This window comes from Pseudomonas sp. RGM2987 (genome assembly GCF_022952855.1).
Lineage (GTDB): Bacteria > Pseudomonadota > Gammaproteobacteria > Pseudomonadales > Pseudomonadaceae > Aquipseudomonas.
Window position 1 is genome coordinate 23,804 of the sequence record NZ_JALJDX010000170.1, and the last position, 13,747, is coordinate 37,550.

12 protein-coding genes and 2 tRNA genes are annotated in these 13,747 nt (G+C 61.2%); 10 read left to right on the forward strand and 4 right to left on the reverse strand.

Annotated elements, in window-relative coordinates; translation table 11 throughout:
* Positions 1-5 precede the first annotated feature (5 nt).
* Positions 6-212 (reverse strand): hypothetical protein, encoded by a 207-nt coding sequence (locus RGM2987_RS08980; protein WP_041022879.1) that lies wholly within the window; start codon positions 210-212, stop codon positions 6-8.
* 104 nt (positions 213-316) lie between these two features.
* Positions 317-883, reverse strand: a complete 567-nt coding sequence (gene dcd, locus RGM2987_RS08985) for a dCTP deaminase (protein ID WP_017126297.1) — start codon at positions 881-883, stop codon at positions 317-319.
* On the opposite strand from dcd, the gene RGM2987_RS08990 reads away from it, so the two are divergent.
* Positions 864-1,082: a hypothetical protein gene (locus RGM2987_RS08990; protein ID WP_245139922.1), complete on the forward strand. Its 219-nt coding sequence runs from the start codon at positions 864-866 to the stop codon at positions 1,080-1,082. The two genes, dcd and RGM2987_RS08990, sit on opposite strands and share 20 nt — an antisense overlap.
* Before the next feature lie 155 nt (positions 1,083-1,237).
* Complete coding sequence (locus RGM2987_RS08995; protein WP_002554837.1) at positions 1,238-1,447, forward strand: cold-shock protein; 210 nt, start codon at positions 1,238-1,240, stop codon at positions 1,445-1,447.
* A 188-nt stretch (positions 1,448-1,635) separates the two neighbouring features.
* On the opposite strand, the gene RGM2987_RS09000 is transcribed toward RGM2987_RS08995, so the two are convergent.
* Complete coding sequence (locus tag RGM2987_RS09000) at positions 1,636-2,643, reverse strand: DUF481 domain-containing protein (RefSeq protein WP_245139925.1); 1,008 nt, start codon at positions 2,641-2,643, stop codon at positions 1,636-1,638.
* A gap of 160 nt (positions 2,644-2,803) precedes the next feature.
* Between RGM2987_RS09000 and RGM2987_RS09005 the strand changes: the two genes are divergently transcribed.
* The 4 genes from RGM2987_RS09005 to RGM2987_RS09020 all read left to right on the forward strand — a co-directional run bounded on the left by RGM2987_RS09005 (position 2,804) and on the right by RGM2987_RS09020 (position 7,577).
* Positions 2,804-3,157 (forward strand): MGMT family protein, encoded by a 354-nt coding sequence (locus RGM2987_RS09005; RefSeq protein ID WP_245139927.1) that lies wholly within the window; start codon positions 2,804-2,806, stop codon positions 3,155-3,157.
* A 44-nt stretch (positions 3,158-3,201) separates the two neighbouring features.
* Complete coding sequence (locus RGM2987_RS09010; protein WP_245139929.1) at positions 3,202-4,761, forward strand: AmpG family muropeptide MFS transporter; 1,560 nt, start codon at positions 3,202-3,204, stop codon at positions 4,759-4,761.
* A 129-nt stretch (positions 4,762-4,890) separates the two neighbouring features.
* Entirely contained in the window at positions 4,891-6,606 is a 1,716-nt protein-coding gene (locus RGM2987_RS09015; RefSeq protein ID WP_245139931.1) for a proline--tRNA ligase, read from the forward strand.
* Positions 6,607-6,623: 17 nt separating this feature from the next.
* Entirely contained in the window at positions 6,624-7,577 is a 954-nt protein-coding gene (locus tag RGM2987_RS09020) for a hypothetical protein (protein WP_245139934.1), read from the forward strand.
* 166 nt (positions 7,578-7,743) lie between these two features.
* Here the strand turns inward: RGM2987_RS09020 and dinB are convergent, their stop codons facing one another.
* Positions 7,744-8,805, reverse strand: a complete 1,062-nt coding sequence (gene dinB / locus RGM2987_RS09025; RefSeq protein ID WP_245139938.1) for a DNA polymerase IV — start codon at positions 8,803-8,805, stop codon at positions 7,744-7,746.
* A 279-nt stretch (positions 8,806-9,084) separates the two neighbouring features.
* Between dinB and RGM2987_RS09030 the strand changes: the two genes are divergently transcribed.
* The 4 genes from RGM2987_RS09030 to RGM2987_RS09045 all read left to right on the forward strand — a co-directional run bounded on the left by RGM2987_RS09030 (position 9,085) and on the right by RGM2987_RS09045 (position 13,646).
* Positions 9,085-9,161: transfer RNA gene (locus tag RGM2987_RS09030), tRNA-Met, on the forward strand.
* 321 nt (positions 9,162-9,482) lie between these two features.
* Positions 9,483-9,559, forward strand: a tRNA-Met gene (locus RGM2987_RS09035).
* A gap of 152 nt (positions 9,560-9,711) precedes the next feature.
* The gene (gene mprF, locus RGM2987_RS09040) at positions 9,712-12,354 is read left to right on the forward strand and encodes a bifunctional lysylphosphatidylglycerol flippase/synthetase MprF (RefSeq protein ID WP_245139940.1); all 2,643 of its coding nucleotides are present in this window, start codon (positions 9,712-9,714) and stop codon (positions 12,352-12,354) included.
* Positions 12,354-13,646, forward strand: coding sequence for an AcvB/VirJ family lysyl-phosphatidylglycerol hydrolase (locus RGM2987_RS09045; RefSeq protein WP_245139942.1), 1,293 nt, complete (start codon positions 12,354-12,356; stop codon positions 13,644-13,646). Before mprF ends, RGM2987_RS09045 begins: the two co-directional genes overlap by 1 nt.
* Positions 13,647-13,747: the final 101 nt, after the last annotated feature.

Genomic DNA, 13,747 nt, shown 5'->3' on the forward strand with positions numbered 1-13,747 from the left:
GTTCATCAGGCAACAGGCGCAGGAGGTGGCTCGTCCGGCAGGGTGGGTTCGCCGGGCTCGGTGGGCTGTTCGTTGGGGGTATCGGGATCAGGCTGACCCGGGATGCCGCCCGCCGCTTCGGCAGGATGGGCCAGCAGTGACCAGGCCATGACGCCGATCTGATTGGGCTCAAGCCTTGCCAGTTCGGCACTGATTCGCGGATCGATCTTCATAGAGCAACTCCTGAGCGAAGGCCCGCTGCGCTGACGCAAAAAAAAGCGGGCAGTACACCCAATAGAGTGCCTGCCCGCCCAGGAATTCCCTCAGTTCGTCAGATTCAGGTACGTGGCAGTGTCACACCGCGCTGGCCCTGGTACTTGCCGCCACGATCCTTGTAGGACACTTCGCATTCTTCGTCGGATTCGAGGAACAGCATCTGCGCCACGCCCTCGTTGGCGTAGATTTTCGCCGGCAGGGTCGTGGTGTTGGAGAACTCCAAGGTCACGTGGCCTTCCCATTCCGGCTCCAGCGGCGTGACGTTGACGATGATGCCGCAGCGGGCATAGGTGCTCTTGCCCAGGCAAATGGTCAGGACATTGCGCGGAATGCGGAAATACTCGACGGTACGGGCCAGGGCGAAGGAGTTCGGCGGGATGATGCACACGTCGCTCTTGATGTCGACAAAGCTCTTCTCGTCGAAGTTCTTCGGATCGACGGTGGCCGAATTGATGTTGGTGAACACCTTGAATTCGTCGGCGCAACGCACGTCGTAGCCGTAGCTGGAGACGCCGAAGGAAATCAGCCGGTCGGCGCCTTCGCCACGCATCTGGCGCTCGACGAAGGGCTCGATCATGCCGTGCTCTTGCGCCATGCGGCGAATCCACTTGTCCGATTTGATGCTCATGGCGGGTTTCCTGAATAGCGAGGTGGAAAAAATACGTCCGGCATCTTACCGGGGCGCGGGGCCGGGTTCAAAGCGCGGGAAGCAAATCTCGCCGATCCGCCTTGATTTCCTGGCCCTGGCGGCCATCGCGCCCGCCGTCAGTCACGAAAACCGAGAAACCTTCGCAAAGACCATTGGCAGGTCCGGGAAAAAGGGTTAAGGTGGCGTCACTGTGTTGCTTGTGTCACTGAGAATCTCTACACGATATGTTGAATTTCGATCCAACCATCTACAAGAATTTTTCCTGCTCTTTGCACTCAGTCTCGCTCAGGGTTCTTCCTGAGTCGCAGTTATCTTTGTTCAAGGAGTTACACCATGTCTAATCGCCAAACCGGTACCGTTAAGTGGTTCAACGATGAAAAAGGCTTCGGCTTCATCACCCCACAATCCGGTGACGACCTGTTTGTTCACTTCAAAGCTATCCAATCCGACGGCTTCAAAAGCCTGAAAGAAGGCCAACAGGTTTCTTTCATCGCTACCCGCGGTCAGAAAGGCATGCAAGCTGAAGAAGTTCAAGTTATCTAACTTGCCCTTGCTTTAGCAAAAAGCCCCGCCCTCAGAAGCGGGGCTTTTTTGTGCCCGTCAGTTTTGTCCGGGCATAAAAATGTGGGAGCGGGCTTGCTCGCGAATGCAGTATGTCAGTCAGCACCAATGTCGCTGATCCACCGCATTCGCGAGCAAGCCCGCTCCCACAGGTCTGTCTTAGCCTGGAGTTACCAGGTCACCCCAAACCCCGCCGTATAGCGAGTCTTGCTCAGGTCGCTTTCTTCGGACCCCTCGATGACATCTTTCTCGGCCTTGAGATTGAGCGACGCCCAGTCGGTGACCTTGTAGCGCAGCCCCACCTCCGCGTCGTAGGCGTATTCAGCCACGCCCGACAGCGGCTTGCCGACTTCACCGTTGGTGAAGAACTCGACGCGCTTGCCCACCAGGTAGCGGTTGTAATCCCACTTCATGGCGACGGAATAGAAGTTGTCCTTGCCACCGTCCTTGTATTCGTAATCGGTGCGGTTGAGCAGAGAGCCCAGCGAGAACGCACCCAGTTCGTCGTCCCAGAACTGGTAGCCAGGGCCGGTACCGACCACGCGCTGGCGAGCCAGGTCCTCGACCTTGTCGCGCTTGTAATTCAGGCGCCCTTGCCAGAACCATTTGTCCGTCAGGAAACGGTCGAGGGAGTACTCCAGCCGCCAATTGTCGGTGGACACCACGTCGTCCTGGAATTCACGGTTGTATTCGCCCTCGGCGTTGTGCCGCCAGCGGCCATGACGCGCCGAGGTCTTGAAGTCGATGTCGTAGTCATCGGTATCGTTTTCCGCACGCTTGTAATCCAGCGCGGCATCGATATTGCCCTTCCAGACGAGATCCTCGACGACAGGCTTGGGCTTGAGGATTTGCTGGATGCTGGCAAGTTCGACGGTCTTGGGCGCCTCGCCATTGGCCAGGGTCACCTTGCCATCTTCAGCCGCCTGCAACGACTTGGCTTTTTCACCGGTGTACGCATCCTGCTTGACCAACAACTGCTGGTCGCTTTCGAGGGTCTTGACCTGTTTCCAGTCAATGGGAATCGCGCCGGCGTAGTCAGTCTGGATCAGCAGTTTACCGCCATCGAAAACGGTGATCTTGCCGCTGAGTTTGTCGCCGTTCTTCAACCAGACGGTATCGGCAAGCAAGGGCATGGAGACGCTGGTAACAGCTAGGCATAGCAGGGTTCTGGACAACATAAGCGTATAAAGAGCTCAAGTTTGCGTTAAAAAGGCGGCATTATCCCCCAGGACGACACCTCAGGAACGACTGACCCGAGTATTCCTATTGAGTTCATTTCTCACTCGGTCCTGTAGGAATTAATCTACAAACGGACTATTCCTACAGGAACCCTGCACTGTGACTGACACCCCTGCGGATACCGAAAGCGCCGCGCACATCCGCCGCACCACCCTTTACCTGACCCTGGCCCAGGTGCCGGCGGGTAAAGTGGTCACTTACGGCCAGCTCGCCGAGATGGCCGGCCTCGGTCGTGCGGCGCGCTGGGTCGGGCGCACCCTGAGCCAATTGCCCAATGACACCAAGCTGCCGTGGCACCGGGTACTGGGTGCCGGCGGTCGGATCAGCCTGCCGGCGGGCAGCGTCTCAGGGGATGAGCAACGCGCACGCCTGCGTACGGAAGGAATCAGTGTCCTGAATAATCGTGTTGATATTCAGCGCCATGGCTGGCGCCCGGTAGAGCACAGCGGTTAGAGTGCGCGCTTTGTTTTCGTAATTTTTGAGGCAGACTCCAGCCCATGCCCCGTAAAACCTGGCGCGCCGCCCTCGCCGCCTATGCCAGTCCCTCGACGCTCGTGCTGTTGCTGCTTGGCTTCGCCGCTGGCCTGCCCTACATGCTGGTGTTTTCCACGCTTTCGGTCTGGTTGCGTGAGGCCGGCGTGGCCCGCGAAACCATCGGTTACGCGAGCCTGATCGGCCTGGCATACGCCTTCAAATGGGTCTGGTCGCCGCTGCTCGACCAATGGCGCCTGCCGTTGCTCGGCAAACTGGGCCGGCGCCGTTCCTGGCTGGTGCTCTCCCAGTCCCTGGTGATCCTGGGCCTGATCGGCATGGGCTTTTGCGATCCACAAAAACACTTGTCATGGTTGATCGCCATTGCGGTGCTCGTCGCCTTCGCCTCGGCCACCCAGGACATCGCCGTCGATGCCTATCGCCTGGAAATCGCCGACGACACCCGCCAGGCTGCCCTCGCCGCCAGTTACATGTCCGGTTACCGGGTCGCTGCGCTGCTGGCGACCGCCGGCGCCCTGTTTTTCGCCGAGGGTTTCGGCTCCACCGGTTTCAGCTACAAGCACTCGGCCTGGGCAGGCACGTACCTGCTGTTCGGTGTGCTGATGGTCCCGGCGCTGCTCACCTCGCTGTTCATGCGCGAACCGCCGGTGCCACTGCGCACACAATTGCAGGCCGGGCGCTACACGTTCGTCCACCAGTTGGCCTCGGTATTCGTGCTGATCGTGCTGCTGGTGTCAGTCCCGGCGATGTTCACCCAGCTCTATAACACCGACTTTGCCAGCGTGCTGTTCGAGGGCGTCAGCCTGCTCGACCTGCTGCTCGAGGACCGCGCCTTCCTGCGCGCAATCCTCTACATCATCCTGACCGCCCTGTGCCTGTCAGCCATGGGTCGCCGTGGCCTGGCGCCGGTACTGACGCCAATCAACGACTTCATCCTGCGCTATCGCTGGCAGGCGCTGCTGCTGCTGGGTCTGATCGCGACCTACCGGATGTCCGACACGGTCATGGGCGTCATGGCCAACGTGTTCTACATCGACCAGGGCTTCACCAAGGACCAGATCGCGAGTGTCAGCAAGATCTTCGGGCTGATCATGACCCTCGTCGGCGCCGGCATGGGCGGCCTGCTGATCGTGCGCTTCGGCATCCTGCCGATCCTGTTCATCGGCGGTGTCGCCTCGGCCGCCACCAACATCCTGTTCCTGATGTTGACCGACATGGGCGCCAACCTGAAGATGCTGATCCTGACCATTTCCCTGGACAACTTCAGCTCAGGCCTGGCGACTTCGGCGTTCGTTGCCTACCTGTCGAGCCTGACCAACCTGAAGTTCTCCGCGACCCAGTACGCCCTGCTCAGCTCGATCATGCTGTTGCTGCCGCGCCTGATCGGCGGTTATTCAGGGGTGATGGTGGAGAAGTTCGGCTATCACAACTTCTTCCTGATCACGGCGCTGCTCGGCGTCCCGACCCTGCTGCTGATCGCCCTGCACTGGTTCCAGGAAAACCGTCGCCAGGGTGACGCGCCCTCTGCCGAACCGGCGCCCACCCGTCCGGCGGAAGAATCGTAGGAAATTTCAGCAAGCGCCGGTGAATCCGGCGTTTGGATCGGGCGTCCGGCCACGCGCCTGTACGCCAGGGCATCTCGCCCGTACAATGCTCCGTCATTTCTCGTCATCAGCAACCGACAACGGCCAACCATGCGCACCAGTCAATTTTTGCTCGCCACACAGAAAGAAACGCCTTCCGACGCCGTCGTGATCAGCCATCAGCTGATGCTGCGTGCCGGCATGATCCGCAAACTCGCTTCGGGCCTGTACACCTGGCTGCCGATGGGCCTGCGAGTAATGCGCAAGGTTGAAGCCATCGTTCGCCAGGAGATGGACGCCGCCGGCTCTCTGGAAGTGTTGATGCCGGGCACCCAACCGGCCGAGTTATGGCAGGAGTCGGGACGCTGGGAAGAATACGGCCCCGAGCTGCTGCGCATCAAAGACCGCCACGGTCGCGACTTCTGTGCCGGCCCCACCCACGAGGAAGTGATCACCGACCTGATGCGCAACGAGTTGAGCAGCTACAAGCAGCTGCCGATCAACCTGTATCAGATCCAGACCAAGTTCCGTGATGAGATCCGCCCACGCTTCGGCCTGATGCGCGGCCGCGAGTTCATCATGAAGGACGCCTACTCGTTCCACGCCGACCTGGCTTCGCTGCAAGTCACCTATGACCGCATGCACCAGGCGTACTGCAACGTGTTCAGCCGCCTGGGCCTGAAATTCCGTCCGGTCGAAGCCGACAACGGCTCTATCGGCGGCGCCGGCTCCCACGAATTCCACGTGCTGGCCGAGTCCGGCGAAGACGACATCGTCTTCAGCAATGGCTCCGACTACGCCGCCAACATCGAGAAAGCCGAAGCCGTGCCACGGGAAACCTCGCGCGCCGCACCGACTGAAGAACTGCGCCTGGTGGACACGCCGAACGCCAAGACCATTGCCCAACTGGTGGAAGGCTACAACCTGCCGATCGAACGCACCATCAAGACCCTGATCGTGCGCGCCGAAGAAGCCGGCAAGCTGATTGCCCTGATCGTACGGGGCGACCACGAACTCAACGAAATCAAGGCCGCCAACCAGCCAGGCGTCGCCAGCCCGCTGGTCATGGCCACCGAAGCCGAGCTGCGCGACGCCATCGGCGCCGGTGCCGGCTCCCTTGGCCCGCTGAACCTGCCGCTGCCGATCATCATCGACCGCTCGGTAGAACTGATGAGCGACTTCGCCATCGGCGCCAACATTGATGACAAGCACTACTTCGGGGTGAACTGGGAGCGCGACCTGCCGGTGCCTACCGTGGCCGACCTGCGCAACGTCGTGGCCGGCGACCCGAGCCCGGACGGCAAGGGCACGCTGGAAATCAAGCGCGGCATCGAAGTCGGACACATCTTCCAGCTGGGCAACAAGTACAGCAAGGCGATGAAGTGCGAGGTGCTGGGCGAGAACGGCAAGCCGGTCACCCTGGAGATGGGTTGCTATGGCATCGGCGTTTCCCGCGTGGTGGCTGCCGCCATCGAACAGAACAACGACGAGAAGGGCATCATCTGGAGCGACACACTGGCGCCGTTCCAGATTGCGCTGGTGCCGCTGCGCTACGAAACCGACCTGGTGCGCGAAGCCACCGACAAGCTCTACGCCGAACTGACGGCCGCCGGCTTCGAAGTGCTGCTGGACGACCGCGATAAGAAAACCAGCCCCGGCATCAAGTTCGCGGACATGGAACTGATCGGCATCCCGCACCGGATCGTTGTCAGTGACCGTGGCCTGGCCGAAGGCAACCTGGAATACAAGAGCCGCACCGAAGCCGAGCCGCAAGCATTACCGGTCGCAGAGGTGCTGTCTTTCCTCCAGGCCCGTATCCGCCGCTGACACCAGATAGAGACGTCATGTTCAAGCGAAACACCTTAGGCCTTAGTGGCGCCGCGCTGTGCGGCGCCCTGCTGGTCAGCGGCTGTGCCAACCACATGTCACAACGCAGCGAGCACGAAGAGCGGGTCGAGCGCAAACTGCTCGACCACAGCCTGCAGATCGATGTGGGCGAACCCAAGGTGCTCGACCTGCCGCAGCGTCGGGTGCGGATCAATGAGCAAAAGACCTTCGAAGTCACGGAGTTCGAGGTCACTCGCCATTACGATCGCTACACACCGTACCAACCCTGGCGGGAAATCTACGAGATCCCCCTGGGCGCGGTGGCGGTGGTGGCCGGTGTCGGCGCGAACGTGGTCAATGTGTTTGCCCTCGGCAACCTGCCGGATTCGGTGACCCATGACTGGCTGAGCTATGGTTTCGCCGGGCTCAACCCGTTCATGAACGTCCCGTCCCATGGCCGTGCCCAGCAGAACCTGGCGGGCATCGACGAAGTCCAGCGCGACAAGCGCACCGAGCACTCGAGCTTGCCGTGGAGCGAGCGCCCGGTGGAGGTCAAGGCCGCGCGGCAGACATTCGAGTTGAGCACCGACCGCAACGGCGTGCTGCGCTTGAACCTGCTGGAAAGCCCGTTCGCCGAGCAGGACCTGCGCCAGTTCGGCAAATTGCAGATCAGCGTCACTGACGCCCAGGACGAGGTCCACACCGACTCATCCCTGAGTCTGAGCAGCACCCTGCGCAGCAAGCTGGTGGAAGCCCACGCCTTGATCTACGACGACCTGGAAGACGACGAAGTGAGCCAGTGGGTCCACCGGGTCAAGCGCCTGTCGGAGCTGGGGCTTGAAGAAGAAGCCAGCGAACTGGAACAGAGCCTGATCGAACTGACACGCAACGATCCGGAGTTGCAGACTGAATTCATGAAAGCCCTGACCAAGGATGGCGGGAGATTGGTGGCGGATCCGGGAGCAAACTAACCCCTGTGGCGAGGGAGCTTGCTCTCGCTGGGCTGCGTAGCGGCCCTCAAATCAACCACGTGGTGTTTCAGATAAGCTGGAGTCAACTGTCTTGGGGCTGCTACGCGGCCCAGCGGGAGCAAGCTCCCTCGCCACAAAAGCGCCTCTGCACTTCTTCTCTGCAACCTCACCGCTCAAACAACTCCAACTGCTCGAACCCACCGCGCAAATCCTCCAGTCGCACCCCGATCCCCAGCAGTCGCACCGGTTTGCCTCCACGGTTGAACGCCTGGGTCAACAGCAACTGGTAACTGCCCAGGTCCCGCCCTGCCCCGGCCTGTTCCAGCGTGGTCTGGGTGAAGTCGTGGAATTTCACTTTGACGAACGGCTTACCCGGTCGATAACTGCTATCGATCCGCGCCATGCGCCCACTGAGGGTTTGCATCAGTTCCGGCAGTTTATCCAGGCAGCTCGCCAGATCGGGCAGGTCGACGTCGTAGGTATTTTCCACGCTGATGGACTGCCGTCGGCTGTCGTTGTGCACCAGTCGCTCGTCGATCCCACGGGCCAGGCTCCAGAGTCGCTCACCGAAACTGCCGAATTCACGCACCAGGGCAAGCTTGTCCCACTGGCGCAATTGCAAGCAATCAACAATACCGAGCCTGTTCAGCTTGTCCGCGGTGACCTTGCCAACGCCATGGAGCTTGCTGACCGGCAACGCCGAGACAAAGTCCTCCACCTGATCAGGCGTAATCACGAACAGGCCATTGGGCTTTTTCCAGTCGCTGGCGATCTTGGCGAGGAATTTGTTCGGCGCGACGCCGGCGGACACGGTGATATGCAGTTGGTTGGACACCCGTCGGCGAATGTCCTGGGCGATGCGGGTGGCGCTGCCACCGAAATGGGCGCTGGCGGACACATCCAGGTAAGCCTCGTCCAGGGACAGAGGTTCGATCAGGTCAGTGTAATCGCGGAAAATCCCCTGGATTTCCTTCGACGCTTCCCGATAGGCCTCCATCCGTGGCTTGACGATGATCAGATCGGGGCAAAGCTTCAACGCATGTCCAGATGACATGGCCGAACGCACCCCATAGGCCCGCGCCTCGTAGTTACAGGTGGCAATCACCCCACGCCGATCCGTCGAGCCGCCCACAGCCATGGGTTTGCCTGCCAACCGCGGGTCGTCGCGCATCTCGATGGCGGCATAGAAACAGTCACAGTCGACATGGATGATTTTACGTTGCGTCATAGCGAGCGAAATGTGCGACGAATCGGGCGCCCAGTATCGCACCCGCAACTGTATATAGCACCAGTACTCTGAAAGATCCTTCGCTGAGCAACGAAAGACCCTACATAAATTTGTTTCTTCAATCGCAGCGAACCGCGCAATAGAGCGCCAGCCCTTGCCCAGCCTGCGTTACAGCGCTGTCACATTCCTTATCTACGGCTAAACGCTTGAAGTGAAACAGGTTTTTTTGAAGCCAGGGTTGACAGCCACTCAATCCTCTGTAGAATACCGCCTCACAGACGCGGGATGGAGCAGTCTGGTAGCTCGTCGGGCTCATAACCCGAAGGTCGTCGGTTCAAATCCGGCTCCCGCAACCAAACATCAAAAAAGGTCATTCGAAAGAATGGCCTTTTTTGTGCCTGTAATCTTTACAGCCCGCGCACTACTCCCTGTGGGAGCGGGCTTGCCCGCGAAGGCGGACGGCCAGTCGCAATCATCGTTAATTGATACACCGCTTTCGCGAGCAAGCCCGCTCCCACAAGGGACGGCAGGCGACTTGGGAATGCCGCTTGTAGAACAATTTTCTTTTTTATTTCGCGCATTTACCTGCGTTGTACACGAATCGGCCGTTAATTTGACCCTACGCTCGTTTAACGGTTGACACTCAAGCGTTCGCCTGTAGAATGCCGCCACACAGACGCGGGATGGAGCAGTCTGGTAGCTCGTCGGGCTCATAACCCGAAGGTCGTCGGTTCAAATCCGGCTCCCGCAACCAAATATCAAGAAAGGCTACTCGAAAGAGTGGCCTTTTTTGTGTCTGGCGAAAAAAGGCTACATTACAAATTTTTTGTAATTATTTTCTGCCGCAGGGATTGGTAACTTGGCTGGATAGCCCCATCCTGTCGCGCATAGCTCAAGAGGTGATTGATGCGCGCCCACTCGTCTGACCCGCAAGACCCCGTTACTGCGACACAACCGATCAAGGCCGAGCGACTGCGTTGGATGGATCGAATCAGCCAGTACCGCCAGCCCATCGGCCTCGCCGTCACGCTGTTGTTGTTTGCGATTGCATTGATTGCCTGCCGCCACCTGCTGAGCGAACTCGACCTGTACGCCCTGCACGACTCCATCCTGGACGTGCCGAGGCCTGCCCTGCTCGGTGCATTTGCCGCGACGGTGGCCGGCTTCATCATTCTGCTGGGCTATGAATGGTCCGCCACCCGCTATGCCGGGGTTACGCTGCCGCCGCAGACGATGATCCTGGGTGGGTTCAGCGCCTTTGCCATTGGCAACGCCATCGGCCTGTCGCTGCTGTCGGGTGGTTCGGTTCGCTATCGTCTGTATGCGCGTCATGGCCTGGGGGCCTCGGATGTCGCCCACATGACGCTGTTCGCCAGCCTGTCCCTGGGCTGCGCACTGCCGCCATTGGCGGCACTGGCAACCCTCAGTAACCTGCCGGCAGCGTCCGCCGCGTTGAATCTGTCCGCGACCCTGCTGGGATCGATCTCCCTGGCGGTGTTGTTGCTCACCAGCATCCTGGCCATCGGCATCTACCGTCGGCGCCTGCCCGAGCAACCCCATCGCGACAGCCTGCTGGTCAAGGCCGGGCGCCGCACGCTGCGCCTGCCGGGTCGCCGCCTGACGTTCCTGCAACTGGTTATCACCGCACTGGATGTGGCGGCGGCCGCCACCGTGTTGTACCTGTTGCTGCCTGAAGCACCGCCGTTCGGCGCGTTCCTGCTGGTGTACCTGTTGGCGCTGGCCGCCGGGGTGCTCAGTCATGTCCCGGGCGGGGTCGGGGTGTTCGAAGCGATCCTGCTGGCCGCGTTTGCCGACAAACTGGGGGCCGCGCCGCTGGCCGCCGCCCTGCTGCTGTACCGCCTGATCTACGTGCTGCTGCCGATGCTGGTGGCCTGCGTGCTGCTGCTGATCAACGAGGCACAACGACTGTTCCAGACACGCCAGACGCTGCGGGCGGCATCGGGTTTCGCCGCGCCGATCCTGGCCGTGCTGGTGTTCCTGTCTGGCGTGGTGCTGTTGTTTTCCGGCGTGACGCCGGAAATCGATACGCGCCTGGAGCACATCGGTTTCCTGATCCCCCATCGGCTGGTCGACGCCTCGCACTTCGGCGCCAGCCTGGTGGGCGTGCTCTGCCTGTTGCTCGCCCAGGGCCTGCGTCGGCGCCTGTCGGCCGCCTGGATGCTGACCACCGTCCTGCTGCTGGTGGGCGCCCTGCTTTCACTGCTTAAAGGCTTCGATTGGGAAGAAGCCACGCTGCTGACACTGACCGCCGCGCTGCTGGCGATATTCCGACGCTCCTTCTACCGTCCGAGTCGCCTGACTGAACTGCCCTTTTCCCCGCTGTTTCTGATCGCCAGTCTCTGCGTGCTCGGCGCATCGATCTGGCTGCTGTTGTTTGCCTATCAGGACGTGCCCTACAGCCACCAACTGTGGTGGCAGTTCACCCTCGATGCCGACGCCCCGCGCGGCCTACGCTCGCTGCTGGGCGCTGCGGTGCTGCTGGTAGTGGTGTCGCTGACCTGGCTGCTGCGCACCGCGCGACCGGTGATTCATCAACCCACGGCCGAAGAACTGGAACGGGCCAGGACCATCCTCATGGCCTCGTCGCAACCCGACGGCGGCCTGGCCCTGACGGGCGACAAGGCGCTGCTGTTTCACCCCAACGACCAGGCGTTCCTGATGTACGCCCGCCGTGGCCGCAGCCTGGTGGCGCTGTATGACCCGATCGGCCCGACCCAGCAGCGCGCCGAGATGATCTGGCAGTTCCGCGACCTGTGTGACGTCTACCATGCCCGCCCGGTGTTCTATCAGGTGCGCGCCGAGAACCTGCCGTACTACATGGACATCGGCCTGACGGCGATCAAGTTGGGCGAAGAAGCACGGGTCGACCTCAAGCGGTTCGATCTGGAGGCCAAGGGCAAGGAGATGAAAGACCTGCGCTACACTTGGAACCGCGGCACCCGTGACGGTCTGTCGCTGGAGATCCACGAACCGGGCCAAGCGCCGATGGATGAGCTCAAGGTCATTTCCGATGCCTGGCTGACTGGCAAGAACGTGCGCGAAAAAGGTTTCTCCCTCGGCCGTTTCAGCGATGACTACCTCAAGCATTTCCGCATCGCGGTGATTCGCTTCGAGGGTCGCCCGGTGGCCTTCGCCAACCTGCTGGAGACCCACAGCCATGAGCTGGCCAGCCTGGACCTGATGCGTGCCCACCCCGACGCCCCGAAGCTGACCATGGAATTCATGATGGTCGGCCTGATCCAGCATTATAAAAATCATGACTACGCCCGCTTCAGCCTCGGCATGGTCCCGCTGTCGGGCCTGCAACCGCGTCGCGGTGCGCCGCTGACCCAACGCCTGGGTTCGATGGTGTTCCGCCGTGGCGAGCAGCTCTACAATTTCCAGGGACTGCGCCGCTTCAAGGACAAATTCCAGCCTGACTGGGAACCTCGTTACATGGCCGTGCCCGCCGGACTCGATCCGCTGGTGGCGCTGGCCGATACCGCCGCCCTGATTGCAGGCGGCCTGACTGGACTGGTGAAACGCTGATGATGCAACGCTCCTGGCGATATGTAGTGGCCGCCCTGCTGGTGCTGGCGGTGATTCTCGGTGGCGGCTACTGGTACTGGAACCGCCCTGCCCCGCAACCCACCCTGGAACAACTGGCGCCTGCCGACGGCGTAGCCATGACCCGGGTCATCCCCGGCACCAAGCCCCGCGCCCAGGTGCTGGTGGCCGTCAATGAAGACCAGAAGCTCAGCGACACCCAACTGACCACCCTCAGCCGCAGCGGCTCGGCGCAGATCGTCCAGGTGATCCTGCCCAAGGACTGCATGCTGCAAGGCCGCGCCCTGCAATCCGGCCTGCGGCAACTGCAGGGACCGGCCACGCTGGTCAGCGGCATCGGCCCGGGCGCCGTGCTGGCCTGGCGCTGGCTGGCCGAGCAGAAGGATGACAAGGCCAAGGCCGTTTCGGTGGACCTGGCCCTGGAAAAACCCGGCTGCACGCACCTGCTGCCTAAAAGCGCGGCCCACGGTCACTGGCTGGTGGCCTGGAATGACAACCCCGACGACACCAGTGCCGGTTTCGTACGGGACCAGAAAAATGCCGAAACCAGCATCAGCGACTACGACATCAACCTGCCACAAGTGCTGAACAACGAGCTGCGCAAGATTCTGGTCGGTGCCGAGAAAGGCAAGGGTGGCCTGGCCATTCCGGTGGTCGAGGTTCCAGCCAGCCAGGCCCGGGATACCGTGACCCTGTTCCTTTCCGGAGACGGCGGCTGGCGTGACCTGGACCGCGACGTGGCCGATGAGATGGCCAAGATCGGTTACCCGGTGGTCGGCATCGACACCCTGCGCTACTACTGGCAGCACAAGAGCCCGGAGCAAAGCGCGCTGGACCTGGCCGAACTGATGCAGCACTACCGGCAGATCTGGGGCACCAAGCGTTTCATCCTGACCGGCTATTCGTTCGGCGCCGACGTACTGCCGGCCATCTACAACCGCCTGCCGGCCACCGAACAACAACGGATCGATGCGATCATCCTGCTGGCCTTCGCCCGCACCGGCAGCTTCGAGATCGAAGTCGAAGGCTGGCTCGGCAACGCCGGCACCGAAGCCGCCACCGGCCCGGAAATGGCCAAGCTGCCAGCCGAAAAAGTGGTGTGCATCTACGGTGGCGAAGAAGCCGACGAAAGCGGCTGCACCGACAAGACCGCCGTAGGCGAAGCGATCAAGCTGCCGGGCGGTCATCACTTCGACGAAAACTACCCGGCCCTGGCCAAGCGCCTGATCGATGAGATCAACCAGCGCCAGAACGCGACGACCGCCGAGCAGTGATCTGAGCCAGCCCAACAAAAAGCCCCTGCCGTCTTATGACCGCAGGGGCTTTTTCATATATAGCGCATGCTTTTGTGGCGAGGGGATTTATCCCCGTGCGA

Excerpts from the sequence above, each read along its gene's own strand:
- RGM2987_RS08980 (WP_041022879.1), bottom strand. The coding sequence starts at position 212 with ATGAAGATCGATCCGCGAATCAGTGCCGAACTGGCAAGGCTTGAGCCC.
- dcd (WP_017126297.1), bottom strand. The coding sequence starts at position 883 with ATGAGCATCAAATCGGACAAGTGGATTCGCCGCATGGCGCAAGAGCAC.
- RGM2987_RS08995 (WP_002554837.1), top strand. The coding sequence starts at position 1,238 with ATGTCTAATCGCCAAACCGGTACCGTTAAGTGGTTCAACGATGAAAAA.
- RGM2987_RS09000 (WP_245139925.1), bottom strand. The coding sequence starts at position 2,643 with ATGTTGTCCAGAACCCTGCTATGCCTAGCTGTTACCAGCGTCTCCATG.
- RGM2987_RS09010 (WP_245139929.1), top strand. The coding sequence starts at position 3,202 with ATGCCCCGTAAAACCTGGCGCGCCGCCCTCGCCGCCTATGCCAGTCCC.
- RGM2987_RS09015 (WP_245139931.1), top strand. The coding sequence starts at position 4,891 with ATGCGCACCAGTCAATTTTTGCTCGCCACACAGAAAGAAACGCCTTCC.
- RGM2987_RS09020 (WP_245139934.1), top strand. The coding sequence starts at position 6,624 with ATGTTCAAGCGAAACACCTTAGGCCTTAGTGGCGCCGCGCTGTGCGGC.
- dinB (WP_245139938.1), bottom strand. The coding sequence starts at position 8,805 with ATGACGCAACGTAAAATCATCCATGTCGACTGTGACTGTTTCTATGCC.
- mprF (WP_245139940.1), top strand. The coding sequence starts at position 9,712 with ATGCGCGCCCACTCGTCTGACCCGCAAGACCCCGTTACTGCGACACAA.
- RGM2987_RS09045 (WP_245139942.1), top strand. The coding sequence starts at position 12,354 with ATGATGCAACGCTCCTGGCGATATGTAGTGGCCGCCCTGCTGGTGCTG.